At 60.4% G+C, this 24053-nt stretch carries 25 protein-coding genes; 8 read left to right on the top strand and 17 right to left on the bottom strand.

Annotated elements, in window-relative coordinates:
• Nucleotides 1–21: 21 nt before the first annotated feature.
• From QM996_RS01260 to QM996_RS01225, 8 genes are all read right to left on the bottom strand, one after another.
• Nucleotides 22–1635 (bottom strand): globin-coupled sensor protein, encoded by a 1614-nt coding sequence (locus QM996_RS01260; RefSeq protein WP_500268954.1) that lies wholly within the window; start codon nucleotides 1633–1635, stop codon nucleotides 22–24.
• A gap of 796 nt (nucleotides 1636–2431) precedes the next feature.
• Nucleotides 2432–3820: an FGGY-family carbohydrate kinase gene (locus QM996_RS01255; RefSeq protein WP_500268953.1), complete on the bottom strand. Its 1389-nt coding sequence runs from the start codon at nucleotides 3818–3820 to the stop codon at nucleotides 2432–2434.
• A gap of 4 nt (nucleotides 3821–3824) precedes the next feature.
• Entirely contained in the window at nucleotides 3825–4139 is a 315-nt protein-coding gene (gene rhaM / locus QM996_RS01250) for an L-rhamnose mutarotase (protein WP_500268952.1), read from the bottom strand.
• A 7-nt stretch (nucleotides 4140–4146) separates the two neighbouring features.
• Complete coding sequence (locus QM996_RS01245) at nucleotides 4147–5151, bottom strand: ABC transporter permease (RefSeq protein WP_500268951.1); 1005 nt, start codon at nucleotides 5149–5151, stop codon at nucleotides 4147–4149.
• The gene (locus QM996_RS01240) at nucleotides 5151–6131 is read right to left on the bottom strand and encodes an ABC transporter permease (protein WP_500268950.1); all 981 of its coding nucleotides are present in this window, start codon (nucleotides 6129–6131) and stop codon (nucleotides 5151–5153) included. Before QM996_RS01240 ends, QM996_RS01245 begins: the two co-directional genes overlap by 1 nt.
• Complete coding sequence (locus tag QM996_RS01235) at nucleotides 6128–7624, bottom strand: sugar ABC transporter ATP-binding protein (protein ID WP_500270365.1); 1497 nt, start codon at nucleotides 7622–7624, stop codon at nucleotides 6128–6130. The genes QM996_RS01240 and QM996_RS01235 overlap by 4 nt, the downstream gene beginning before the upstream one ends.
• A gap of 292 nt (nucleotides 7625–7916) precedes the next feature.
• Entirely contained in the window at nucleotides 7917–8906 is a 990-nt protein-coding gene (gene rhaS / locus QM996_RS01230) for a rhamnose ABC transporter substrate-binding protein (RefSeq protein WP_173515571.1), read from the bottom strand.
• 118 nt (nucleotides 8907–9024) lie between these two features.
• A complete protein-coding gene (locus QM996_RS01225) occupies nucleotides 9025–9837 on the bottom strand; it encodes a DeoR/GlpR family DNA-binding transcription regulator (RefSeq protein ID WP_429812613.1) in 813 nt (270 codons plus the stop codon).
• A gap of 202 nt (nucleotides 9838–10039) precedes the next feature.
• Here QM996_RS01225 and QM996_RS01220 point away from each other — a divergent pair, with 202 nt between their 5' ends.
• The 7 genes from QM996_RS01220 to QM996_RS01190 all read left to right on the top strand — a co-directional run bounded on the left by QM996_RS01220 (nucleotide 10040) and on the right by QM996_RS01190 (nucleotide 16958).
• Nucleotides 10040–12139: a bifunctional aldolase/short-chain dehydrogenase gene (locus QM996_RS01220; RefSeq protein WP_500268949.1), complete on the top strand. Its 2100-nt coding sequence runs from the start codon at nucleotides 10040–10042 to the stop codon at nucleotides 12137–12139.
• A 14-nt stretch (nucleotides 12140–12153) separates the two neighbouring features.
• Nucleotides 12154–13449 carry an apurinic/apyrimidinic endonuclease family protein gene (gene rhaI / locus QM996_RS01215; protein WP_500268948.1) on the top strand — a complete coding sequence of 432 codons (1296 nt, stop codon included), beginning with the start codon at nucleotides 12154–12156 and terminating at the stop codon, nucleotides 13447–13449.
• A gap of 150 nt (nucleotides 13450–13599) precedes the next feature.
• The gene (locus tag QM996_RS01210; protein WP_173515567.1) at nucleotides 13600–13854 is read left to right on the top strand and encodes a GlsB/YeaQ/YmgE family stress response membrane protein; all 255 of its coding nucleotides are present in this window, start codon (nucleotides 13600–13602) and stop codon (nucleotides 13852–13854) included.
• Nucleotides 13855–13978: 124 nt separating this feature from the next.
• Entirely contained in the window at nucleotides 13979–14167 is a 189-nt protein-coding gene (locus QM996_RS01205; RefSeq protein ID WP_500268947.1) for a hypothetical protein, read from the top strand.
• 83 nt (nucleotides 14168–14250) lie between these two features.
• Nucleotides 14251–14712, top strand: a complete 462-nt coding sequence (locus QM996_RS01200) for a YbaK/EbsC family protein (RefSeq protein WP_247958125.1) — start codon at nucleotides 14251–14253, stop codon at nucleotides 14710–14712.
• Between the two features lie 104 nt (nucleotides 14713–14816).
• Nucleotides 14817–15203 carry a DUF930 domain-containing protein gene (locus tag QM996_RS01195; RefSeq protein WP_500268946.1) on the top strand — a complete coding sequence of 129 codons (387 nt, stop codon included), beginning with the start codon at nucleotides 14817–14819 and terminating at the stop codon, nucleotides 15201–15203.
• A gap of 507 nt (nucleotides 15204–15710) precedes the next feature.
• A complete protein-coding gene (locus tag QM996_RS01190; RefSeq protein ID WP_500268945.1) occupies nucleotides 15711–16958 on the top strand; it encodes a glycosyltransferase family 2 protein in 1248 nt (415 codons plus the stop codon).
• A gap of 117 nt (nucleotides 16959–17075) precedes the next feature.
• Here QM996_RS01190 and QM996_RS01185 read toward each other — a convergent pair whose 3' ends face one another.
• The 6 genes from QM996_RS01185 to QM996_RS01160 form a co-directional block, all read right to left on the bottom strand.
• Nucleotides 17076–17297: a hypothetical protein gene (locus tag QM996_RS01185; protein ID WP_500268944.1), complete on the bottom strand. Its 222-nt coding sequence runs from the start codon at nucleotides 17295–17297 to the stop codon at nucleotides 17076–17078.
• Nucleotides 17298–17951: 654 nt separating this feature from the next.
• Nucleotides 17952–19334, bottom strand: a complete 1383-nt coding sequence (locus tag QM996_RS01180) for a tyrosine-type recombinase/integrase (protein WP_500268943.1) — start codon at nucleotides 19332–19334, stop codon at nucleotides 17952–17954.
• A gap of 1009 nt (nucleotides 19335–20343) precedes the next feature.
• On the bottom strand, nucleotides 20344–21030 hold the full coding sequence (locus tag QM996_RS01175; RefSeq protein ID WP_500268942.1) for a hypothetical protein: 687 nt from the start codon (nucleotides 21028–21030) through the stop codon (nucleotides 20344–20346).
• 124 nt (nucleotides 21031–21154) lie between these two features.
• Complete coding sequence (locus QM996_RS01170; protein WP_500268941.1) at nucleotides 21155–22282, bottom strand: AAA family ATPase; 1128 nt, start codon at nucleotides 22280–22282, stop codon at nucleotides 21155–21157.
• A gap of 78 nt (nucleotides 22283–22360) precedes the next feature.
• A complete protein-coding gene (locus QM996_RS01165) occupies nucleotides 22361–22549 on the bottom strand; it encodes a helix-turn-helix transcriptional regulator (RefSeq protein ID WP_500268940.1) in 189 nt (62 codons plus the stop codon).
• Nucleotides 22550–22673: 124 nt separating this feature from the next.
• Entirely contained in the window at nucleotides 22674–22892 is a 219-nt protein-coding gene (locus tag QM996_RS01160) for a hypothetical protein (protein WP_500268939.1), read from the bottom strand.
• Between QM996_RS01160 and QM996_RS01155 the strand changes: the two genes are divergently transcribed.
• The gene (locus QM996_RS01155) at nucleotides 22875–23039 is read left to right on the top strand and encodes a hypothetical protein (RefSeq protein WP_500268938.1); all 165 of its coding nucleotides are present in this window, start codon (nucleotides 22875–22877) and stop codon (nucleotides 23037–23039) included. The two genes, QM996_RS01160 and QM996_RS01155, sit on opposite strands and share 18 nt — an antisense overlap.
• A gap of 25 nt (nucleotides 23040–23064) precedes the next feature.
• On the opposite strand, the gene QM996_RS01150 is transcribed toward QM996_RS01155, so the two are convergent.
• The 3 genes from QM996_RS01150 to QM996_RS01140 all read right to left on the bottom strand — a co-directional run bounded on the left by QM996_RS01150 (nucleotide 23065) and on the right by QM996_RS01140 (nucleotide 23986).
• A complete protein-coding gene (locus tag QM996_RS01150; protein WP_500268937.1) occupies nucleotides 23065–23244 on the bottom strand; it encodes a hypothetical protein in 180 nt (59 codons plus the stop codon).
• Nucleotides 23241–23435: a hypothetical protein gene (locus QM996_RS01145; protein ID WP_500268936.1), complete on the bottom strand. Its 195-nt coding sequence runs from the start codon at nucleotides 23433–23435 to the stop codon at nucleotides 23241–23243. Before QM996_RS01145 ends, QM996_RS01150 begins: the two co-directional genes overlap by 4 nt.
• A gap of 266 nt (nucleotides 23436–23701) precedes the next feature.
• On the bottom strand, nucleotides 23702–23986 hold the full coding sequence (locus QM996_RS01140; protein WP_500268935.1) for a hypothetical protein: 285 nt from the start codon (nucleotides 23984–23986) through the stop codon (nucleotides 23702–23704).
• Between the last annotated feature and the right edge of the window lie 67 nt (nucleotides 23987–24053).

Raw genomic sequence — 24053 nt, 5'->3', positions numbered from 1 at the left:
AACTCTGTGCTGCTCTCGAAATCAGCGCTGCCATCCGGCGAGCTGCCGCTGCGGCCCGTCGTCGAACAGTGCGACCATCGGCTCCTCGGCAATCACGCCCGGAGCCGGCCTATGCTGCTCGCGACCGGTGGCTGACGAAACGGGATGACGCCGCTCCAGGCGGAACCGGCGGATCGTTTCGCCAAGCTCGACAATGACGGTGTGGAGATCGTCCGACGAACGGGCGGTTTCGCCGGCCAATGCGGCGCTTGCCTGCACGCGCTCGGAGATCGTGCCGATCTCGGCAGCGACGCCCCTGAGATCACCGACCTGCTGCTCCGCTTCGCGGGCGATGCCGGAAACCGCCGAATTGATCGACGTGACCTGCTCGACGATGCTGCTGATCGCGTCCTGGGTGCGGCCGACGATCTCGACGCCGGTCTCGACCTGCGCCTTGGTGCCGGAGACGAGCTGCTTGATTTCACGGGCCGCCTCACCGGAGCGCTGCGCCAGGGCGCGCACTTCCTGGGCGACGACGGCAAAGCCGCGACCGCTGTCGCCGGCCCGCGCCGCTTCGATGCCGGCATTGAGCGCCAGCAGATTGGTCTGGAAGGCGATCTCGTCGATGACGCCGATGATCTGACCGATCTTTTCGGCGGACGCTTCGATATCGGCCATGGCGGAGATCGCCTGACCGGCGATCTCACCGCTGCGCTCGACGGCGATACGGGTTTCGTTGGCCTTCGTTTCCGTCGCGCTGATGCGGCCGGAGCCGGATGCCATGCGGCCGGCCATGTCCGAGAGCGCTGCAAGTTGCCCGGACAGCGCATCGGCTTCGGCGCTCGCCTTGTCCGAGAAAGCGGCTGCGCTTCCACGCATGCGATCGACGAGGGCCTCGGCAGAAAGGTTGTGGCGATCCGATACCTGCAGGCTCTGCTGAATCTGTTCGAGTGCCGCATTGAGGCTGGCCACGATCGGCTGGTAGGCCTCCGCGGCCGCTTCCGGTAGCCGCGCGCCGAGATCGCCCTGGCTCAAGCCCTCGGCAAAGTCGCCGAAGAGCGCCTTGACTTCCTGTTCGTCGGCGCTGCGCTGCTCGGTCAGTTGCCGCTGGTGCTGCTGGCGAAGGGCATTGAAACGGAGCGAAACGCCGATCTCAGTGTCGACGAAGACGGTACGCACGAGTGCTGCGACGAGGTCGCAGAGCTCGCGACGACGCGCCTTGCCCATCGGCAGGAAGGATCTCGGCCAAGCCTCTTCGATGAGACCAACGAGGAGATGTTCGAGCACGACCGCATGGCTTGCCATCTGCCAGCGCGGATCGAGACCCATGCGGCTGGCCGTATCGGCGAGCACCTTGACGCGCTCGGCATAGAGACCGTCGAAACGCGCGTCGGTCAGCACGTTCCAGTGCGACGATTGCAGGTCCTGAAGGCGATCGATCTGGCGATCGCTGTCGAAATGGCGGGCGGCATCGGGATAGGTCTGCAGGCGCTGGAAAAGGTCACGGAGCGCCTGGTCGATGCGGGGAGAAAGCTTCTGTCTGTGGTCCCGGACGCGGTTGCAGCTGTCGTCGTCGAGCCCGGCAAAACGCAGGCGCTCCAGCAGGCTGCCTGCCTGGCCCTTCCTTGCCTGTTCTGACGACGCTTCCTGCCTCAACGCTGATCCCCGGGTCTTGCGCGTTCGGAATTTGCCTGGGGAGGATCAAGGGGAGCTACGGTCCACCGGACGTGCACGCCACATTGATGAGATCAGCCCCCGCCGGCGGCGTCTGCTATCGTTCATCCCGCAAGTAAATTCGGTGAAGATTGTATACCGGACCGGAACCGGTACGGCGGGGCGGCATCATGCCTTGAGGAGACTTGTGAATTATCCCATTCCGACGTGTGGGACCATGTTTATGGTTAATTCCTTGCTTGAAGGTTAACGGTCCCTCGCCTCTAATCGGATTCACTAAAGTTCGCAGGGCGTTTTCGCGAGTGTTTTTCGCACCGCAACAAAACTGTAATAAAGACCCCTGAAACCAACAGGTTCTCAATCACAAGAGTTTAGAATTGTACTTCGACTTGCGCTCGCGTATCGAAGCGAAAGTGAAGTGGGCGCCGAATGCGCGAAGAAACCTTCGCGAGAACGGGATGAGGAAAAGTGTGTGCGGTTTTCCTCCCGCATCCTGCTCTAACTTATGAGAAATCGATCACGTTTATGATTGGGTCGGTGCGATCCAAATCATCGTGATCCAGGCAAAGCGACATCATGACGATGCGCTTACAGGAAACGAACAATGATTGTTCTTGGAATTGGCGCCGCACTCACCGCAATCCTGACAATGACGGCAGTATCGATCGTGCTCAACATCGAGCACAACCGGTCGGTAAAGCGCAGTTCTGTGTTTTGATCGAGCTCAGGCCCGCCCCTTACTGACACAACCAAGCATCTTACGGCCGTGAGCGGAGTTCTACGGCCGCTTTTCTTTATCCGCATGCTCGAGTGCCATCTCGCGCCATGCGCGCGCATAGGTGATGAGGCTCTCGGGAACCTCGCCCGCAACCGGCTGGACCCCGGTCCTGACCCGGGATCCCCTGACGAGGCAGGCTGCCCCGAGGCTCGTACCCGTAACGTTGTGGGGATCGGCGAATATCGGCCGGCCTGTCGCGGCTGCGAGCATACGCAGATAGGCCGCATTGACTGCAAACGGTCCCTCGACGACGACCTCCCCGCGCGCTCCGACCAGATCGAGGCAGGTGGCCGTCATCAGAGCCAAGTGAAACGACACGACGGCAAAACGCTCGGCGGGGCCAAGCGCTTTCTCGTCGGTCGTCCAGATCGCCTTCGAAGTCGGAAAGGGACCGGAGCCCTCGGGTATCGACGGCAACAGCATGTGGCCGGCCTTGGCGACGGCCACCTCCACGTCCGGCGTTGCGGGAACCGCCCCTTCCCCCAATAGAAGCTGGAACGCCCGGCCGCCCATGAAGCGGGCCGAGGGCACGGGATCGCCAAGCGCATTGACGTTGATGAGCGTGTCGCGATGTTCGTCGAGCGGCTTCGGCTCCGCGCCGACCGCCAGCATGACGACCCAGGTGCCGGTGGAGACCACCGTGAAGGGCGAGGCACGCGTCAGCAGATGCGGGAGCAGCGAGGCGTTGGAGTCATGGATTCCGCAATAGACTGATGTCTCGGCCGCAATCCCGGTCGCGGCGCAGAGTTCCGGCCGCAAGGCGCCAGCGATATCGCTCGCCTTCAGCACCGGCGCGAAAAGCGGCCGCCAGCCCTGGCGCTCGACCAGGGACGAGAAGGTCCCGGCTCGCGGGTTCCAGAGATCGGTGTGGCAGCCGAGCGAGGTCAGTTCGTTGCAAAGCACACCCGTCAGGCGGTAGGTCCAGTATTGCGCATAGGTGAGGATCGAGGCGACCCGCGCAAAATCATCCGGAAAGGTCTTCTGCTGCCAATAGAGTTGTGCGCCGACATTGAGGCCCATCGGCAGGCGCGCCGAGCCTGTCTCGGAAAACGGCGGCCGCGCCGCATCATATTCGGCGGCAAGGCTGTCTGGGCCGGCATATTCGTAGTCCAGCACCGGCAGTGCCAGCTTGCCGGCCGCATCAAGCACGACCGTCGTCGCGCCATGGGTGGTGATCGAGATTGCTTCGAAGGCGTGTTCGGAATTGAGCTCCGCGAGGCTCTCGAGCACGAAGGCCCAGAGATGCTCGATATCGAAATGCGGATAGGGGCCGTCGGTGAGCACCGCATTCGCGGTCTTGCGAACGGCGATCTCCTCGAACCGGTCGAGATCAACAGCCGCCACCTTGGCATTGGTCTTGCCGATATCGATAACGCCAACGACCCGCATCACGTCAGTCCATATGAAAAACGGTCTTGAGCGGCACGGCCACCGGCTCGTTGTCGGCTTTGGTTTCCATGATATCGGCCATGTAGGCCCACCATTTCTGCATGACCGGATGGGACGGCAGGTCGGCCATGCGGTGATCGTCGCTACGCCAGAGCACGCCGAAGAGCAGGTTGGTCTCCTCGTCCAGATGAATGGAATAATCGGAGACGCCAGCCTCCTTCAAGAGCGCCGCCAGCTCCGGCCAGATGGCGTCGTGCCGCGCCTTGTATTCGGCAGCCATGCCCGGGTTCAGCCGCATGCGGAACGCATATTTTTCCATGGCAGCCTCAATGCGCAAGACGGTGGCGGGCGCGCCGCCAGAGGATGGGAAGCGCGATCACCGAGATCAGCAGCAGGCCGATGAAGATCGACATGACAATGCCAGGCACGTTGAGCAGCCCGAAGCCGAAGGTCACCATGCCCATGATCAGCGCCGCGAGCACGACGCCGGGAATGGTTCCGGAGCCGCCGAGAATGTTGACGCCGCCGAGCACGACCATCGTCACCACTTCGAGCTCCCATCCGAGCGCAATCGAAGGGCGGGTGGAACCGAGGCGCGAAGTCAGGCAGATCGAGGCGAGCCCGGCCATCAGCCCGGTCAACAGGAACAGGATGAACTTGATGCGCGCGACCCGGATGCCGGAGAAGAGCGCCGCCGTCTGGTTGTTGCCGATGGCATAGACCGCACGGCCGAAATTGGTCTTATGCAGCACGACGCCGTAGGCGGCCGCAAGGACGACGAAGAGCGTGAACTCGAAGGAGAACACCCACCAGACATATCCCTGGCCGAACCAGGAGAAGCTGTCGGGATAGCCGGTAAAAGCCTGATCTCCCAGGATGATGAAGGAGAGGCCGCGGAAAAGGCTCATGGTGCCGATGGTCACCACGATGGACGGAAGCCCGAGACCGGTGATCAAAAGCCCATTGATGGCGCCGCAAATGAGGCCGACGGAGAGGCCGATCGCCACCAGCGCCGGCGTATCGAAACCGAGCTGGACGGCATAGCCCATCGCCGTCGAGGCGAGCGCAATGACCGAGGCCACCGAGAGATCGATCTCGCCCGCGATGATCACCAACGCCATGGCGAAGGCGATCATCGCCTTTTCGGTGAAGTTGAAGGTGGCGTCCGAAAGGTTCCAGGGATCGAGGAAGTAGGGCGATGCCAGCGAGTTGCCGAGGAATATCAGGCAGGCGACGACGAACAGCAGGCTTTCCCAGCTCTTCAACAGACGCGCGCCGCGGCCTTCCAGCCGATCGGGAATGTTGCGGGGGGTAAGGTGGGTCTCGGCCATCAGACAGCCTCCGCCTTTCTCAAGATGACGCGTCCCTTGCGCCGTTCGGCGCGAGCGTTGACGGCAACGGCAATGATGATGACCATGCCCGAAATCGCCATCTGGGCGAAGGGCGAGATGTTGATAACCGGCAGGGCATTCTTGATAACGCCAAGAAACAGCGCGCCGAGCACGGCGCCCGCGACAGTACCGATACCGCCGGCGATCGATATGCCACCAATGACGCAGGCCGCAATGATGTCGAGTTCGAAGCCGGCAGCGATGTCGACATAGGCGACGGCGTAGCGCGACACCCACAGGTAACCGGAAAGTCCGGCGAGCGCACCCGAAAGGCAATAGGCCGAGAAGCGGGTTCGGCCGACGTCGATGCCGGTATAGACGGCCGCATGCGGATTGCCGCCGACGGCATAGAAGGCGCGCCCGAGCGCCGTCCGGCCCATCAGCAGGAAGACGAGCCCGATCATCACCAGCGACAGCCAGGAGAGAACCGGAAATCCGACAAGCTCGTCACGCGGCAGCGCCTTGAACGCGTCGCTCATCTGATGGGCATTGATCCACTTGCCGCCGCTCAAGAGGAAGATCAGGCCGCGATAGATGGTGAGGGTGCCAAGCGTGACGACGATCGGCGGAATATCGAGCTTCCAGACGAGCGCCCCGTTGATCATGCCGAGCGCGGTGCCGAGCGCGACCGCTGCAAGGATGATCAGCGGGATCGGCAGGCCCGGAAAGGCGGCGTTCAGCATCGCTGCCACCATGCCCGAAAGCGCCAGGTTGGCGGCCATCGAAAGGTCGATGCATCGCGTCAGGATCACGGCCATCTGGCCAAGCGCCAGAATGATCAGGATCGACGTGTCGTTGTAGACGCGCGCGAGATTGGCGGGCGCCACGAAGGGGGGGAAGCGCAAGGTGATCAGCGCAAGCAGCACGGCGATCGCGCCGACAAGCAGAAGCTCACGGTTCTTGAGAAACTTCGCCATCATGCGGCCTCCTGAATGCCGGCGGCAGCGCGCACCAGCTTTTCCGCCGTCAGTTCGGCGCGCTCGAACCGCCCGGCGATCCGGCCCTCACGCATGACGATGACGCGGTCGGACATGCCCATGATTTCGGGGATTTCCGACGAGACCATGATGACGCTCAGGCCTTCGGCCGCCAGTTCGCTCATGAAGGCATGGACCGCCGCCTTGGAGCCGATATCGATGCCCTTGGTCGGCTCGTCGAGAATGATCACCTTCGGTCTCGTCGCCAGCCACTTGGCGATGACGACCTTCTGCTGGTTGCCGCCCGAAAGCGTGCCGACATCCTGGTCGAGCGAAGCGGCGCGCAGATCGAGACGCGAGGTGTAGTCGCGGGCAAGCGCGAACTCGTTGGCAAGCTTCAGGAAACCCGAGCGCGAGGTGCGCGACAGCGACGGCAAGGTGACGTTCTGGAAGATCGGCAATCCGATGATTGCGCCCTGCCGGCCGCGCTCTTCGGGCACATAGACGATGCCGCTGCGGATCGCCTCGGATGGGCTGCGGATCACCAGCACCTCGCCGTCGAGCCGAACGGCACCGGCGGAGGGCCGGGTGACGCCGATCAGCGACTGCATGAACTCCGAACGGCCGGCGCCGACGAGGCCGTAAAATCCGAGGATCTCGCCACGGCGAAGCTCGAAGTTGATGTCTTCGAATTCGGTCGGATGGCGGTAGCCCGAGACGGTCAGGACCGGCTCGCCGATCGCCACTTCCTTCTTCGGGTAGACCGAGCCGACGGCGCGGCCGACCATGAGGCGCACCAGCTTATCCTGGCTGACATCGGCGATCAGTCCCTCGTCCACCATGGTTCCGTCGCGGAAGACGGTATAGCGATCGGCAATGCGGAAGATCTCGTCGAACTTGTGGCTGATGAAGAGGATCGCCTTGCCGTCGGCCTTCAGCCGCTCGACGAGAGCATAGAGCTCATGGATTTCCTTGTGCGACAGCGCCGCCGTCGGCTCGTCCATGATGACCACCTGGGCGTCGACGGAAAGGGCGCGGGCGATCGCGACGAGGTGTTTCCTGGCAATGCCGAGATCACGGAGCCGGATCGTCGGATCGAAATCGGCACCGGCTCGCGCGAGAAGCGCGCGCGCATCGGCATTGAGCTTCTTCCAGTCGATCAGCCCGAAACGGTTGCGCGGGGCGTGGCCGAGGAAGATGTTCTCGGCAACCGAAAGCTCATCGAAGAGCACGGTCTCCTGGTGGATCGCGGTGACGCCGGCGCGGGCCGCGGCAAGTGCCGTCGGGAAATGCACCTCCTGATCGCCGACGGAGATCGTGCCCTGGTCCGGCTGATAGATACCGGTCAGGATCTTCACCAGCGTCGATTTGCCGGCGCCGTTTTCGCCGATCAGCGCGGTCACCGATCCCGGATAGAGCGACAGCGAAACGTCGGAGAGCGCCTTGACGCCAGGGAAGGACTTCGAGATCCCCTTGAGCGCGATGGCGGGCTTTATCCGCGATGTGAGCGTATCCTGGAGCAAGTTCCGTTCCATCAAGTTTGTGTGCCTCACATCGAAGGCACCTCAGCCTACAAATGCCCCGCACCCTAACCCTCTCCCCGCCTGCGGGGAGAGGGGACCCGTTCACCCCATTTGTTCGGGCGAGGGAACGGAAGAGTGCGCCGCTTGTCCCTTCTCCCCGCGAGCGGGGAGAAGGTGCCGGCAGGCGGATGAGGGGCAGCCCTCACCGTGCGGATGAGGGGCAGCCCTCACCGCGCGGATGAGGGGCACGCATCCAATCGCCGGATCAGAAGATCTTGGCGAATTCCTCGACGTTCTTGGCGTCGTAGACGAACGGATCGGCCATGGCGCCTTCATTGTTGTCGTCGAGCTTGACCGTGCCCATGCGGCCCATCTTCAACTCGGCACCGGGCTTGGCCTCCGCACCGTTGATCAGGTCGTAGGAAAGCATCGTCGCGGAATAGCCGAGGTCGATCGGGTTCCAGATCGCGAAGGACTTGGAGGCGCCCGACTTCACGTGGCCGGCCATTTCCGAGGGAAGGCCGAGGCCGGTGACGTTGATCTGGCCGATCTTGCCGGCGTCGGTGACGGCCTGCGCCGCCGCAACGATGCCGACGGAGGTCGGCGCGATGATCGCCTTCAGGTTCGGATAGGACTGGATAAGCCCTTGCGTCTCGCGATAGGACTTGTCGGCAAGGTCGTCGCCATAGACGGTGGCAACGACGTTGATGCCCTTGTAGTTGCCCTGGACCTTCTTCATCTCCGCGATCCAGGTGTTCTGGTTGGTCGCGGTCGCCGAAGCGGACAGCACGGCCACGTCGCCGCCCTCTGGCAGGTTGTCGGCGGCAAGCTTGATGATCATGTTGCCGATCAGCGCATTCGAGGACGGGTTGAGGTGCATCATCCGGCCTTCCTTGGCGACGCCGGAATCCCAGGAGATCACCTTGATGCCGCGGTCCATCGCCTTCTTCAGCGCCGGCACCAGGGCGTCGGTGTCGTTGGCGGAGACGGCGATCGCGTCGACCTTCTGGGCGATCAGCGAATTGATCACTTCGATCTGGCCCTCCGCCGTCGTCGAGGTCGGGCCGGTATAGATCACCTCGACATCGCCCAATTCCTTGGCCGCCTCCTGGGCGCCCTTGTTGGCAGCCTCGAAGAAGCCGATGCCCAGCGCCTTGACGACGAGGGCGATCTTCTTGTTTTCCGCATGTGCGGCATTGGCCATCAGCGCCAGCGAAACGGCGGCCGTGACCATCAGTGATTTCAGGATCTTCATGCTCATTTCCTCCCATTGACCGGTGCGCGATACACGCATCCGGCGCGACTTCCTCCGTTCGGCAACGACCCGGCCCCTTATTGACCGTGACCGCCACCTTCCCCTCACCTCGCCCGCCTCAGGCGGACGAGGACATGTTCTCCGCATCCATGCCGGCCCTGCTGCTGGCAACGACCAGCCTCACCCCGGCATTTTCGAGCATCGCGGCATGCCTGTCCTCGATGCCCGAATCCGTGATCACCGTGGCGATCCGCTTCAGCCCGCAGAGGATGAGGCTGGAGCGCTTGTGAAATTTCGACGAGTCGACCAGCACGACGAGTTCGTCGGCCTGGTCGATGAGCTTCTGTTCCGCCTGTATCAGAAGCGGATCGGCCTCCATCAGGCCGAGCGGGCCCAGGCCTTGAGCGCCCATGAACATGCGGCGCGCATAGAAGTTGCGCGTCACGTCGTTGTCGAAGGGGCTGAGGATGATGTTCTGCTCGCGGTAGATCGTGCCGCCCGACAGCATCACCGTGTTCTTCGAGTGCTTCAGCAGGTGCTCGGCGATCGGGAAGGAATTGGTGAACACCTGCATGCGGCGATTGCTGAGGAAATGCACCATCTGGAAGGTGGTGGTGCCGCCATTGATAATGATCGGCTCGCCATCCTCGCAGAGTGCCACGGCCTCCTTGGCAATCGCCTGCTTCTCGCGGGCATGCAGCCCCTCGTTGACCTTGAACGGACGGCCGGCAAGCCCGACGAATTGCGGCGGGTTGATCGCCTCGGCGCCACCGCGCACGCGGCGCAGCTTCTTCTGCACGTGAAGCGCTGCGATGTCGCGCCGGATCGTCGCCTCGGAACTGTCAGTCAGATCGACCAGTTCCTGGACGGTGACGACGGGTTTTTCCTGAACCGCCGACAGAATGATCCGGTGTCTTTCTTTCTCGTGCATGCGCTCCTCCGATACCATCAATGCTTCCATCACGATCGACCATTGTCAATCACAATCAATCATATTTTTTCATTGTGCAGCGCAATATGCGCGAACTTGATCGTTTTTGATTGACTTTAATGCTCAAGTCCTATGATCTGATGCCAACCACATCTCTGCGCGGCCGCCAAGCCGCGCGACATCAGACCGGGAGGAATTCGAGATGCTCGACAAGCAGCAGGGCGCACGACTTGCAAACCTTTGGGACGAGGCAAAGGCTGCCGGCATGAGCGAATCCGAGCGTTTGCTCTACCGCTCCAACCTGCTCGGTTCCGACAAGCGCATCACCAATTACGGCGGTGGCAACACCTCGGCCAAGGTGATGGAAAAGGACCCGCTCGGCGGCGGCACGGTCGAGGTTCTCTGGGTCAAGGGTTCGGGCGGCGACGTCGGCACGATCAAGCTCGACGGCTTCGCGACGCTCTACATGGACAAGCTCAACGCGCTGAAGTCGATCTATCGCGGCGTCGCGTTCGAAGACGAGATGGTCGGCTACCTGCCCCACTGCACCTTCAACCTCAATCCGCGCGCCGCCTCCATCGACACTCCGCTGCACGCCTATGTGCCGAAGAAGCATGTCGACCACATGCACCCCGACGCGATCATCGCGATCGCCGCATCGCAGAACAGCCGCGAACTGACGGCGAAGATCTTCGGCGACGACATCGGCTGGCTGCCCTGGAAGCGACCGGGTTACGAGCTCGGCCTGTGGCTGGAGAAGTTTTGCCTGGAAAACCCCGGGGCACGCGGCGTGGTGCTCGAAAGCCACGGCCTCTTCACCTGGGGCGACACGGCCAAGGAAGCCTATGAGACGACGATCGAGATCATCAACAAGGCGATCGCCTGGTTCGAAGCCGAAAACACCAAGCCCGCCTTCGGCGGCGCGGTGAAGCCGGTACTCGACGCCGCCGCCCGCGCCGATGTCGCCCGCAAGCTGCTGCCTGTCATCCGCGGGCTGATCAGCGCCGACGAACGCAAGGTTGGTCATTTCGACGACAGCCAGGCGGTGCTCGACTTCGTCACCGCGCGCGACCTGGAGCCGCTCGCAGCGCTCGGCACGAGCTGCCCCGACCATTTCCTGCGCACCAAGATCCGGCCGCTGGTGATCGATTTCGACCCGGCCAATCCGGATGTCGACAAGACGCTTGCCGCGCTGCCTGAGGCGATCGCCGCCTATCGCGCCGACTATGCGGCCTATTACGAGCGCTGCAAGCATGCCGACAGCCCTGACATGCGCGACCCGAATGCGGTCGTCTATCTCGTGCCCGGCGTCGGCATGATTACCTTTGCCAAGGACAAGGCAACCGCCCGCATCTCCGGCGAGTTCTATGTCAATGCCATCAACGTCATGCGTGGCGCCTCCGGTGTCTCCACCTATGTCGGCCTGCCGGAACAGGAGGCCTTCGACATCGAATACTGGCTGCTCGAAGAAGCCAAGCTCCAGCGCATGCCGAAGCCGAAGAGCCTGGCCGGCCGCATCGCGCTCGTCACCGGCGGCGCCGGCGGCATCGGCAAGGCGACCGCCAACCGGCTGATGCAGGAAGGCGCCTGCGTGGCGCTGGCCGATATCGACGAGGCTGCGCTCGCCGCCGCTACGAGTGAGCTTTCCGCACGCTACGGCAAGGACTTCGTGCGCTCCGTCAGCATGAACGTCACCAGCGAAGAGGCCGTCGAGAACGGCTTCCGCGACACGCTGCTCGCCTTCGGCGGTCTCGACATCCTCGTTTCCAATGCCGGCCTCGCTTCCTCCGCCGCGGTCGAGGACACGACACTGGCGCTCTGGAACAAGAACATCGAGATCCTGACGACCGGCTACTTCCTCGTCTCGCGCGAGGCCTTCCGCATCTTCCGCCAGCAGAAGGCCGGCGGCAACGTCGTCTTCGTCGCCTCCAAGAACGGCCTTGCTGCCTCGCCCGGAGCCTCGGCCTATTGCACCGCCAAGGCGGCCGAGATCCATCTCGCCCGCTGCCTGGCGCTCGAAGGTGCCGCGGCACAGATCCGCGTCAATGTCGTCAATCCGGATGCGGTGCTGCGCGGTTCGAAGATCTGGACGGGCGAGTGGAAGGAGCAGCGCGCCGCCGCCTACAAGATGGATGTCGACGACCTGGAAGCGCATTATCGCGAGCGTTCGATGCTGAAGCTCAGCGTCTTCCCGGAGGACATCGCCGAGGCGATCTATTTCCTCGCCTCCGACATGTCGGCAAAATCGACCGGCAACATCATCAACGTCGACGCGGGCAACGCCCAGTCGTTCACGCGCTGATCGAGGAGAACGCCATGACGACCACCATGATCAGCCAGGCAACGGTCGAGGCGGAAAACGACAGCCGTCTTGCGGCACTTCGCCGGGACTATGAGAGCCTCGGCGAGCGGCTCGACCGCCGCGGTGTTGCGATCGACGAGATCAAGCGCAAGGTCGCCGCCTATGGCGTCGCCGTCCCTTCCTGGGGTGTCGGTACCGGCGGCACGCGCTTTGCCCGCTTCCCCGGCAAGGGCGAGCCGCGCAACATCTTCGACAAGCTCGAGGATTGCGCGGTCATCCAGCAACTGACCAGGGCGACGCCGACCGTCTCGCTGCATATCCCCTGGGACAAGGTCGGCGACATCTCGGAACTGAGGCAGAAAGGTACGTCGCTCGGCCTCGGCTTCGACGCGATGAATTCCAATACCTTCTCCGACGCCCCTGGCCAGGCGCATTCCTACAAATTCGGCTCGCTGTCACACGTCGACGCCGCCACGCGCCGCCAGGCGGTGGAACACAATCTCGAATGCATCGAGATTGGCCGGCAGCTCGGCTCGAAGGCACTGACCGTGTGGGTCGGCGACGGCTCGAACTTTCCCGGCCAGAGCAATTTCACCCGCGCCTTCGAGCGTTATCTCGATGCGATGAAGTCGGTCTATGCGGCGTTGCCTGATGACTGGCGCGTCTTTACCGAGCACAAGATGTTCGAGCCGGCCTTCTATTCGACCGTCGTCCAGGACTGGGGCACCAATTACCTGATCGCCCAGGAACTCGGCCCCAAGGCCTTCTGCCTCGTCGACCTCGGCCACCATGCGCCCAACGTCAATATCGAAATGATCGTCGCCCGCCTCATCCAGTTCGGCAAGCTCGGCGGCTTCCATTTCAACGATTCGAAGTACGGCGACGACGATCTCGACACCGGCGTGATCGACCCCTATCGCCTGTTCCTCGTCTTCAACGAGCTGGTGGATGCGGAAACACGCGGCGCCAAGGGGTTCAGGCCCGCGCATATGCTCGACCAGAGCCACAATGTCACCGATCCGATCGAAAGCCTGATGACGAGCGCGACCGAGGTCTGCCGCGCCTATGCGCAGGCGCTGATCGTCGACCGCAAAGCGCTCGAAGGCTGCCAGGAAGACAACGACGCGCTGATGGCGAGCGAAACGCTGAAGGCCGCCTTCCGCACCGACGTCGAGCCGATCCTTGCCATGGCGCGACTTGAGAATGGCGGGGCGGTGGCGCCCGTCGCGGCCTATCGCAACAGCGGCTACCGCGCGAAAGTCGCGGCTGAGCGCCCGGCCGTTGCCGGCGGCGGAGGCGGCATCGTCTGATACCATCGAGCGGCGCCGTGCCCGCGGGGGCCGGCGCTGCCGCTTGCGCCCGACCGCTCAAAAAATCGCCGTACGATGAAATTGCCCCCTATCTGATTTCGATTCCTGATCTATCTTTCCAGTCGAGATCCAATGGAAAGGGGACAATTCATGGGCATTGAAAGCATTCTCGTCTTCCTGATCGTCGGCGCCGTGGCCGGCTGGCTCGCCGGCCTCATCGTCAAGGGCGGCGGGTTCGGCCTCATCGGCAATATGGTCGTCGGCATCATCGGCGCCTTCATCGCCGGCTTCCTCTTTCCGGCGATCGGCATCAGCCTCGGCAGCGGCATTCTCTCCGCAATTCTGCACGCGACGATCGGCGCGATCATTCTCCTGGTGCTGATCCGCATCGTCAAACAGGCCTGATCCAGACCGGCGCGGTCACCCTTTGTGCCTGCGTTCCATCTGGACGCGCGGAGGGGGCTGTAGCACTGTAATCTGCTGGACGGGTCACCGGACGGAAACCGCATATTGCCAGAGGGAGGCAAGCATGAACGCGCTTTACACCGACAAGATCGAAACGGCGCTCAAGTCTTTCATCGCGAATCATCCAGGCATGCAGACGCGAGACCAGGCGATCATCGCAATCCTCGAGAACTGGTTCACCAGCCACGGCTACCTTCCGCCGCGGCAGGAAGGTCTTCGCCCGGAAGACCTTGACGCCTCCAACGACGATTGAGAGATTTGCGCACCCGGCGCAGAAGACGACCTTTGCCCCGCGGCTGATCGCCCTAGCTTTTTCGATAACGTGAACCGTTCGCCATGAGCCTTGCCTCCGTCAAAGACTTCTTTTCCCAGCATGCCCCCGACATCGACGTTATCGAGCTGCAACAGAGCACCGCCACCGTTGCGCTTGCGGCCGAGGGCCACGGTGTCGAGCCGGCGCAGATCGCCAAGACGCTGGCGCTGCGTGTCGGCGACGACGTGATCCTGATCGTTACGCGCGGCGACGCCCGCCTCGACAACAAGAAGTACAAGGCCCGTTTCGGCACCAAGGCGCGCATGCTCGGCTTCGACGAGGTGGAAGCGGAGACCGGGCATCCGGTCGGCGGCGTCTGCCCCTTCGGCCTGGCCAAGCCGCACAGCATCTATTGCGATGAGTCCCTGAAGGCCTACGACATCGTCGTGCCGGCGGCCGGCGCCACCAATGCGGCCGTGCATATCAGCCCCGCCCGGATCGTCGAACTGACCGGCGCCGAGTGGATCGACGTTTCCGAAGCGTGATCCCCGCGCCTTGGAATGGCCACAATGCTTAACTGAAACCGCAGGCGCGTCCCCGGAGTAATTTGCCGGGTCCGGTTCTTTTTCATGGCAGGAATTCGTCGAGCATGAAGACAATCGCGTACTCGCTCATCTTCGCCGCCACATTCTCCCCGGCATCGGCGATGGACCAGTCCCTGGTACGCCAGTTCGAAAAGCTCGACCCTCAGACCCGCCTGGAACAGCGATGCGACACCGAGGCGATGGAGCGCATCAACGCCGACAAATCGACCTTCAGACCGGACAAGGTCATCGCCTACACCTTCGCCGAGCCCATCATGAAGGAAGACAAGATGAAGGCACCGGGCGCGGTCTTCCGCAGCAAGGGGGAGTGGTACAAGCTGAAGTTCAAGTGTCGTACCGACGCGGAGCACCTGGATGTCCTGTCCTTCGAATACAAGATCGGCGAGCTTGTACCGCACGAGAGCTGGGACCAGTTCTACCTCTACCCCTGACGGGCGCGCCGCCCGAACTCCTGGCCGTTGTTAGAGAACGGCCATCAGAAACAGCAGCGAGCCGAGCGACAGCGCGGCCATGATGCTCATCAGCATCTTCATCATATGAGCTGCCATTTCGTACATCCTTGTCTCTGCTCCCTTAGGAATGAACGAATGCGTCTGCTTTGGGGCGGGCCGCTCGATGAACACGGGGTTCGAGCATTCTTGTGCAGCCATCGAGACTGCCTCAGCATGGTTAACAAATCGCTAACAAGGGTTCTGCTCACCCTCTGCAACGTGGCCCGCTGCCCGACCTTCATTCAAGATAAGGCTCACGCAAGATCGAAGCGGAATAAGGGAACGTCGGATGGACGCTGCGCGCATTGCCCCTTGCGCCTGGAGGTGTCCGGCCCCTGCCGATGCATCGCCAGCCACTGCTGTTTTCGCGCCGGCGGTGCAAGCAAAAGCGACGCGAGCAGTCTGCCGAGGGCTCGACGTCGCATGTGACTGACAATGGAGAGGCGAGTGAGCCAGGTTAAGCTGAGCATCTGCATTCCCACCTATAACCGCGCGCCCTTCCTCGAAAAGGCGCTCAACTACTTCGTCGAACTCTACCAATTCTCCTTCAAGTACGAGATCGTCATCTCCGACAATGCCTCGACCGACAGCACCCGGGAGATCGTCGATCGCTTTATCGCCAAGGGGCTGCCGATCCGCTATTTCCGCCAGTCGGAGAATTTCGGCGCGATTTCGAACGTCATCAGCGCCATCAGCCGCGCAGTCGGTGAGTACACGCTCTACCTGGCTGACGACGACGTGCTCATCAACGATGGCTTGCGCGAGGCGATCCGCTATCTGGATCTCAATCCCGAAGTGACCGCCTGCTTTGCGCCCTGGTACACGCATGACGAGATCGACGGATGTGACGGTGCGCCGTTCTACTCGGTCGACAAGGATATGAAGTTCAAGAAACGGGAATTCGAGCCGGTTTTCGATTTTCTCATCGACCGACACGTCTTCCCCGAGATCGGTATTTACCGGACCTCGGCTCTGCGCTCCGCTTGGGCACCGCGGCACATCGCCTATTGGGCCTTCGCCTATCTCGCGCATTTTCTGGAACTGGGCGCCGTCGCCTTCCTGAAGAAGCCGTTCTATCGTCAGGTGATACGGTCCAAGATCGTCCGTGATCGGCCGCAGGCTGGCCACGCTGAAACACTGACCGGCTGGGACACGTATCGCGGCGGCCTTGAATACTTCCTCTATAGCGGCGCCAAACGCGGCGCTGTCAAGCTGACTGCCGATCGCCGCGCCTACCTCGACGCGCAGATCAAGGACTTCACCATGGTCCGCATGAGCGTCGCCTTACGCATGTGGATGATGAAGAAGGACTACGTTCGCGCCTATGAACTCTACACGCGGCTGATGCTGGGCGGTTTCGAGCACCATCCCGAGGTGCAGCAGGTACGAGGGGCGCTGCCCCTCCTGGTCGCTCTTCAGACCGTCACGTGGCGCACGAATTCGATCGCAGAAATCGATCGGCTCGTCCTTCACGGCGTGGACGACCATGGCGCGATCGAGGCACTGTTGCGCGAGCTTGGCCTGCGCTCCGAAATCGCCGTCGTTCCGCCAACGCCACAAATGACAGTGGACGAGATTGCCCGAACCGCCGTGTTCATTACCGCCGATAGCGACCGCAAGCACTATCTGCGCAATGGTCATCCGCCGAACCTGGTGGTCAGCGAAGGCGATATTCTCAGTCATGTTCTGATCTGAAACGAAAGGGCGCGACGGCGCCCTTTCCTGTTTTCACGGATGTCACCGCCTGAGAGACAGACCGGCGGTCGATAGCCAACGGCATTTCGGCCCATCGGCTTCCTCTCACCTGCCCTTCTACTTGCGCATGATGCCCTTGTAGTAGGAACCGTTTCTCGGCGGCGGGCGGTTTACGGTCTTTCCGGGCGGATTGTACTTCTCGCTCTGGTGGCCTTCATTGACCGGCGTCGGTGACACACCCTTGTAGTAGCTGCCTCCAGCGAGAGCGGGAACGGACGCACCGGTGGCAATCGTTGCTGCGACGAGCGTTGCTATAGAGAGCCTGGCAAATTTACGCATTTCTAATCCTCGGTTGACCCTGCCACGACCCTGTTTTTATTGCGTTTTCGTGACATCGATTACGCGGCGAAGACATTCGCCGCTCAGGTCCTCCCGGGCGTGAGAATAGGCAGAAGCTGCGACGGACGTGTAACGCAGGTAACAGCCGCCCATTTTCGTCCGCCGTAAAAAGGAGGATCAATGCCAGGTCAGCGAACGGCCGGAACCATTTCGCAAGCCTGCTCAACGTCCGGCAGGCATGCCCTCGTCATCGCGCCCGCTTCGCGCAGACGCGACCTCTCAACGGAATAGCTGCAGGATGCTTCGACGCCACTTCGATGGTGACCATCAGCGTCTGAGCGAAAGTCGATTGCTGCGAAGATTCGCTTTCAAGCCGGTTTGGGAAACGGGGCGACAACGAAGGCGTTCCAGCGCTCGCGGTCATCTCTTGTCCTGAAGCAATCTCTGGCTTCCTTGAAAATCTCCTGGACGCACCGCATCATTGACGCTTCAAGCGTCCATGGAAACCAGATCTTCGAGGAGAAAAATGGTGCCCGGAGGCGGATTTGAACCACCGACACGCGGATTTTCAATCGCCTTAACTTCCATTCTCGGAGCCTTGTTTTGCAGGCTTTTGCACCTTCTGTAGAGCCTTTGGTTGCTATTTGGTTGCATTCATTCTTCAAGGGCCATTCGTGCTGCTCTGCCCTTGCGTCGTTCGTTGGCCTCCTCGTCGCTGAACAGATCGCCGTAAATGTCGAGTGTCACCATAGCGGACGAATGGCCCAACTCGGCTTGGACTTCCTTCACGTTCTCACCGCCAGCAATCAACCGGCTGGCGTGATAGTGACGGAGTAAATGGAAGTTATAGCGCGGCTTCATTACGGGCTTGCCATCCTTGGCGCGAACCACGTCGCCATTCTTGTCCGCAACAGGATCGCAGACGCCACAAGCCAGCAGGAGCGGCTTCCATGCTCTCGAATAGATGTTAGCAAGCGACATCGGTTTTTCCGCCTCTGTGCCGAACACGAGACCCTTACCACCGCTCTCCAACTTCCATTCCTTGAGCATCTGCACCGTTGCTGGCGGAATGTAGATCGACCGCCTACCGGCTGTGCTTTTCGTTATCTCGGCAATTTTGCCGTTCTCATCAGCCCTCTGATGTACATCGATGCGGCTGTCATCCAAATGAACGTGCTTCCAAGGCAAGCCTCGAATTTCCGACGCTCGCATTCCTGTACGAATGGCCGTGACGATCAGCACCCGATATCGCCGCCATGCCTTCGCGCGCTGCTTGTTCGGTTGCGCCGCAAGCTTGTCCAGCTTTGCCAAGATTGCCTTGATGTCGGCGATGGCTGGCACCTTCGCCTTGCCCTTGGCACCTTTCTTGTTGCCGACTCCCATACCGGCCACGACGTTCACCGGTAGCTGCCCGACGCCTACCGCATAGTTGAGAAGCCCTTTCAGGCTGACGAGGACCTTATGGGCTGTTGGCCGAGAATGGCCTTCCAGAAGCACCGTCTTGAATTGCTCGGCAGCACCCTTCGTCAGATCGCAGAGTTTCAGATCGTCGCCAAAATGGGCAAGGATTTTACGCGCATGGCCCTCATACATTCGGATTGTGGAGGCTTCGGCTGGCCCTTTGTTACCCTTCGTGTCCACCTTCCGTGCTGCGATCCAGTTTTCAGATGCCTCTTTGATCGTCAGGCTTTCGGTTTTGGGGACGTGTTTCATTGCTAGAATGTCGGCATCGATCTTCTTTTGGCGAGCTTCTGCGTCCTTGAAGGTGGCGAACGTTTCCGCGAAGCGTTTTCCTCGGAGTGTGTAATCGACTAGCCATGAGTGCGACGGCTGAATCTGAGCGCCCTTCTTTGGGACTGGCCCATGCTTCTTTTCTTCCGTGTTCTCGGCCAATAGCCGCTCCAAGGCTGGTGATGCTATGCCCCGTTCGCCTTTGGCGAATGTCTGCCAGTCTTCAAAACCGCTCTCCTGTGCGATCTGGCGCGCCATTGCTTCGATTTGCGCTGCCGAGAAGCGGCACCTGCTGCGGATTGCCATCGTCGTGCCTCCTGAATTTGGTTGCTTGGTTGCATGCTTGTCCGCTTATACAGAGTAGCACTTTTTCCAACTCAGTCGAACTCTTTTGATCCGTGTGGCAGCAGGTGTCGTGTTTTAATATTCAGTGAAACTAATTGAGGAGTTTTTCAGGAAATGACACAGCCTGCGGATTTTACCCGATGATGTCGTTTGGGGCCTCAAGGCAATTGCTGCCGTCATCAAGCGTAACGAGAGCCAGACGTATTACATGCTCAAGACCGGGCAGCTACCGGCCCGCCAGATCGGCCATAAATGGGTCGCGTCCCGTAGCGAACTGAGGCGCGCCTTGTTTGGGGATGCTGCGGCCTGAAAAAGGTTTATCAGGTTTATCAAGTGGCTTTCGTGCCCGTCTTAAAATCGCGATGGGCCTTTATGTCGTCTCGAAACTGGCGTTTGGGCACCTATACGTGTAAGGGGCCTCGGTCCATCCCGAGCACGCTGTTTCTAAGCAGCGAATCAAGTTTTTAGTAGCAAAATCAACACACTACCGCTTGCTTGGAAGGTTTCGGAAGGCTTCGCCGCCAGTTGGGTCTACGCAACCACCATGCAACCAAGCTAAAAACATCTTTATCTTACAAGTAGATAGCTGCGGTAAAGCGGATATCTAGTCCGCTTATAAGGGCTCAAACCTTATCCGCTCGTCGGGACCTTAGCACGCTGCTTGCAACCGGAGGGTATAGCTTTCCCCTTTTAGGTACTTGAGTTTCGGTCATGCTCGCCGAGGAGTCCCAAAGATTTACGGGAGTCCCAAACAAAGCACACCAAAAACTAGAAAACACCAGAAAACTAAGCACAATCTTAAGTAGAAACCCATATGTCGCAGGGTGTTGCGAGTGGGGTTTTGCACTCGGTTTCAGCGAGCCGATGGCTCGCCCCTCGAAGAATTTGCTCTGGCTGACCTTCCAGCACACCTTCCAGCTTAAGTTTGGCCCCTCTGTTTAAGCCTCGCGATGCTCGGCCAAGTTCCTGCCTATCTCACTATGACGCTGCCACCGTCAGCCGTGAGCCAATCCAGCATCTTTTTCCGTTCTTTGGTATGGACGGCTTGAAACCATGCGTTTTCGTTGGGCCATGTCGTGCCGCCGTCATCAACAACGCAACCGTCTGGTTTGACTTGTGCGTGTGCCAGTATCGAAACGCCTTCGTCAGGCGTCTTGTCGGGCTTTTGGCTGGTGACATGCCAGCCGTTCACTTCGTCCAGAACGGCCCAAATCTCTCTACTCACGCACTTTGCCCTTTCTTTGCGGGTGTAGACGATCATGGTCGTCCGGCCCGGATTGTGCCACGACGGAAAATCTGTCTCGACTTTCCAGTTCAAACCGTTCTCCTGAGCCCATTTCTTCACTTGCTCTTGTACGTAGGGCTGACCCCAGTCATAGAGATGGCTGACGATGGCTGCCGGTCGAAAGTAGGTATCCCGGTAAAAGTACAGGTGATCTAGCGCTGTATGCCCCTCGATACTTTGCTCCAAGACATCCCGGAATCGTTTGCGACCGGTCGCCAGCATCTCGGGTGTGAAGAAATCGCCGTTACCCGCCAGCTTCCAGCCTTTAGACCGTCCGTACTCAATAGCGGCACGTATGGCGTCCCGTTCTCTAGGGTTCATGGCGCGCCACTTGGCGACTAGTTCGCCGCTAGTTTCGATCTTTATCTTCAAATTCCTATTCCTTTCCATCTTCGACCCTTTTCACGCTACGCTCTCGTTTCTAAGAAACGCGAGAGAGCGTAGTGTAGAGCGTAATGGGGTTTGGTACGCTCGTTTTACACTCGTTTCACGCTCTTCAGAGCGTAGACCAAAGGCCAGTTTCTTCATTCTTATCAACACGTTGCGCTTCTTTTAGCGCCTTCAGGTCTTTACTAAGTGTCGCTTGCGGAATTCCAGTTCTTGAGTGCAGTTCGCCATAAGTCAGCCCGACCGATTCAGAGCGTAACTTTTCGAGAATCAGAGCGTGCCGTCTCTTTTGGCTGGCAGTTGCCCTTGTCGCTGCTTTCCTGTCGTCGCTGTCGGCCTTGCCGCTATCCGGCTCGACCGTCACGCTGCCCGTATCGCCGACCATCGCCGTCAACCGGAACGGAATGTTGGCCCCAGCATCGGCGTCACGCTGCTTCTCGATTACGATCCGGCCTTGCTTCGCGGCCTTGTCCTTGGCGACCTCGAACACGCCGTCGAGAGCGTCGGAGATCGACGTTGCGCCCTTCGCGCCACGGCGCTTGTCCTTACCCGCGTGATGAACCGTGATCGTTGCGCAGCCGAAGGCTTCCCGCAGCTTGCGAGTGCCCTCATGGTAGAGCGCCATGTCGGCGTCCTTGTTCACATCGATGCCGCCGCCATTTCGGGCCAGCGTGTCGATGATGATGAGACCCGGGCGCACACCCGCCTTGCGCAGCTTGGCGATGAAGGCCGAGACTTCAGTGGGCTTCGACAGCCGCAGGGGCCGGACACGAAACCAGATGCCCTCTTCGACGCTGCGTTTGTGGTGCTCCTCCCATGCGGCCTTCCGGTTCTTCAGCCGCCCCCATCCTTCGGTGTAGATGTAGACGACCTCACATTGCCGGGTTTCCCTGCCGAACCAAGGCTGGCCGCTGGCGACCGACAACGCGATGTCGAGGCAGATCAGCGACTTGCCGCTGCCATCACGCCCATAAAACAGGCTGTCGGTGCCGGTCTCGATCAACCCGCTGATCAGATAGACCGGCTCGGGCAGCTTCGCCAAATCGCCGGGCGTCATCAGGTCAAAGTCCGGCTCGCACGGCAGACGGCGGAATCGGGTGGTCGCGTCAATATAGCTGCCGTCGTCTAAGATTAACGAGACGCTGTCAGGGTCGCGTGTAAAGACGAGATACGGGGGTGTGACAATATGCGCAGCATCATCGGGGTTTTTGTCTTGAAATTTCGGGGAATTATCCATACATTCGATCCGTTCTTACTCGAACTCTTTGTTATCTGAAGCCCGGTTTTCTTTCTCAGCCGGGCTTTTTCTTTGCGCTTAAACATTCTCGGGCTGTCGGTTCTCAAACGCGATCAAATCGGACAAGCGCCATTGCGGCTTGCGACCAGCACCGATAGGTGGCGGCAAACGGCCATCCCGTCGCCATAGCCAGACCGTCGCGCGGCACACGTCGTATCGTTTTTGGATTTCGCTGATCGTCAGAAATTTATCGGTATTGCCGGACATCGGTCGTCTCCATTCTTGGCAACGACCATTATGGACTTGTGGCAACGGAGTTACGTTTAAAAACGTCTAGTAACTCGATCACGATCTTGTTGCGCATTACTTGCGGCCCTGTGCGTTTAAACGCTCAGACTTCTCTTGACCGCCGACGAGCCTCTTTCTGGTCGCGGGCCTTGTCGAGCTTGGCCATTTCTTCACGCGCAGCCGTTTTGAAGGCTTCCCGCTGCTCAGGCGTCAAACTTGCAAGCCATTCTTCGCGTTCGGCAAAGCTGCGCTCGAAATCCTCATTCTCATGGAAGCGCTTCTCGGCTTCAAAAGCGGCCTTCCGGTGATCTTCACCGGCCATGCGCTGGCGGTCGGATTCGGCCTTCGTCGCTACGAGCTGCCGCTCAAGATCGGCAATCTGCGCTTCGAGTTCGCGGTGCCGGTTTTCGGCGGCCTCGGCTTCGGCGATATGCTTGCGAGCATCTTCAGATCGGGGATTGTCAGCTAGTTCGTACATTTCATGGTTTCCTTGGTTAGTGAAAAAGTTCGCTGGGGCTGTCGGTCATAATGTTGATGGCGCGCAGCTTGGTCTCTGCAAGCTCCTGCTGAAGCTCAAGGTTGACCCGCTCCAATGCTCGGCAGTAGGCCCGAAGGCCATCCGGGTCGAGATGGTCGATAAGACTTGAGAAGGGGTTTGGTTTGCTGTCGGTCATCCGTACCACCTCGCTCCTTCGCTCAGCTTGCGGCTGTTCATCTTCAAATCGTAGGGTTTCAGCTTCTCGGCCCAAACTTTCTTCTTCGCCATCCATTCGGGATCGTCCGGCTTGCGATCTGGCAATTCCTTGATCGCCGTCGATGTTGGCTTGACCATCGGCTCGTCGCACTTGCGGCCACCCTTCGCCATAGATGCACAATCCAAACAGCGGGTGGCCGATGGGTGCCGACCTTCAAGACTTGCGCCACAGTCTATGCAGGCCGTGATTTTCGACCGGCACTTCACGCACAAGTCGCCGACGCCAGCGAAGCCTTCGGCAGCTCCACATTTGCGGCAAACACGCTTAACCGGCTCAGGGAGGCTCACATGCGCGTTTTCCAACGGCCCCTTTGCTGAGTGTTCACAGGAGGCTGATTGCGCTGGAGAGGCTTCTGTGAGCTGCCGTCTAGTCGCTTTCATCGATCGGCCCTCGGCTCGATAAAGATTTCGGTGACATGGCCGTGACGGTCGAAGCGAATGAGGTCGCTCAGCTTTTCGTAATGACGCGCTCTCTCAGGATAGCGATCCAGCAGCCATGCAAGACCAGCGATCACAGGAATACGGACTCTGTTCTGACCGCCGACCCGAATTGTCTGTCTTGGCGGGCCTTCGCCACGAACCCATAAAGTATTTATCCATGTCCGGCTAAATCCGGCCAAGGTCAAAAACTCGTTTACACTGAAAAAGTCTCCAGACTGCATTATCGCCGCCTTTTAGTTACAATTTCTGTAAATTAGTTTACACTAATCTTACTGTGCGATAAAGTGT

Origin of the sequence: Sinorhizobium chiapasense, assembly GCF_045277575.1 — a bacterium.
Taxonomy (GTDB): Bacteria; Pseudomonadota; Alphaproteobacteria; order Rhizobiales; family Rhizobiaceae; genus Ensifer; species Ensifer chiapasense_A.
Note: the sequence above shows the minus strand (reverse complement) of the source record. Positions and strands in the feature narration are given on the sequence as shown.

Coding starts and splice junctions, on each gene's coding strand:
- QM996_RS01255 (WP_500268953.1), bottom strand. CDS start 3,820: ATGCGGGTCGTTGGCGTTATCGATATCGGCAAGACCAATGCCAAGGTG.
- rhaM (WP_500268952.1), bottom strand. CDS start 4,139: ATGGAAAAATATGCGTTCCGCATGCGGCTGAACCCGGGCATGGCTGCC.
- QM996_RS01245 (WP_500268951.1), bottom strand. CDS start 5,151: ATGGCCGAGACCCACCTTACCCCCCGCAACATTCCCGATCGGCTGGAA.
- QM996_RS01240 (WP_500268950.1), bottom strand. CDS start 6,131: ATGATGGCGAAGTTTCTCAAGAACCGTGAGCTTCTGCTTGTCGGCGCG.
- rhaS (WP_173515571.1), bottom strand. CDS start 8,906: ATGAAGATCCTGAAATCACTGATGGTCACGGCCGCCGTTTCGCTGGCG.
- QM996_RS01225 (WP_429812613.1), bottom strand. CDS start 9,837: ATGCACGAGAAAGAAAGACACCGGATCATTCTGTCGGCGGTTCAGGAA.
- QM996_RS01220 (WP_500268949.1), top strand. CDS start 10,040: ATGCTCGACAAGCAGCAGGGCGCACGACTTGCAAACCTTTGGGACGAG.
- rhaI (WP_500268948.1), top strand. CDS start 12,154: ATGACGACCACCATGATCAGCCAGGCAACGGTCGAGGCGGAAAACGAC.
- QM996_RS01210 (WP_173515567.1), top strand. CDS start 13,600: ATGGGCATTGAAAGCATTCTCGTCTTCCTGATCGTCGGCGCCGTGGCC.
- QM996_RS01205 (WP_500268947.1), top strand. CDS start 13,979: ATGAACGCGCTTTACACCGACAAGATCGAAACGGCGCTCAAGTCTTTC.
- QM996_RS01200 (WP_247958125.1), top strand. CDS start 14,251: ATGAGCCTTGCCTCCGTCAAAGACTTCTTTTCCCAGCATGCCCCCGAC.
- QM996_RS01195 (WP_500268946.1), top strand. CDS start 14,817: ATGAAGACAATCGCGTACTCGCTCATCTTCGCCGCCACATTCTCCCCG.
- QM996_RS01185 (WP_500268944.1), bottom strand. CDS start 17,297: ATGCGTAAATTTGCCAGGCTCTCTATAGCAACGCTCGTCGCAGCAACG.
- QM996_RS01180 (WP_500268943.1), bottom strand. CDS start 19,334: ATGGCAATCCGCAGCAGGTGCCGCTTCTCGGCAGCGCAAATCGAAGCA.
- QM996_RS01170 (WP_500268941.1), bottom strand. CDS start 22,282: ATGGATAATTCCCCGAAATTTCAAGACAAAAACCCCGATGATGCTGCG.
- QM996_RS01165 (WP_500268940.1), bottom strand. CDS start 22,549: ATGTCCGGCAATACCGATAAATTTCTGACGATCAGCGAAATCCAAAAA.
- QM996_RS01160 (WP_500268939.1), bottom strand. CDS start 22,892: ATGGCCGGTGAAGATCACCGGAAGGCCGCTTTTGAAGCCGAGAAGCGC.
- QM996_RS01150 (WP_500268937.1), bottom strand. CDS start 23,244: ATGACCGACAGCAAACCAAACCCCTTCTCAAGTCTTATCGACCATCTC.
- QM996_RS01145 (WP_500268936.1), bottom strand. CDS start 23,435: ATGGCGAAGGGTGGCCGCAAGTGCGACGAGCCGATGGTCAAGCCAACA.
- QM996_RS01140 (WP_500268935.1), bottom strand. CDS start 23,986: ATGCAGTCTGGAGACTTTTTCAGTGTAAACGAGTTTTTGACCTTGGCC.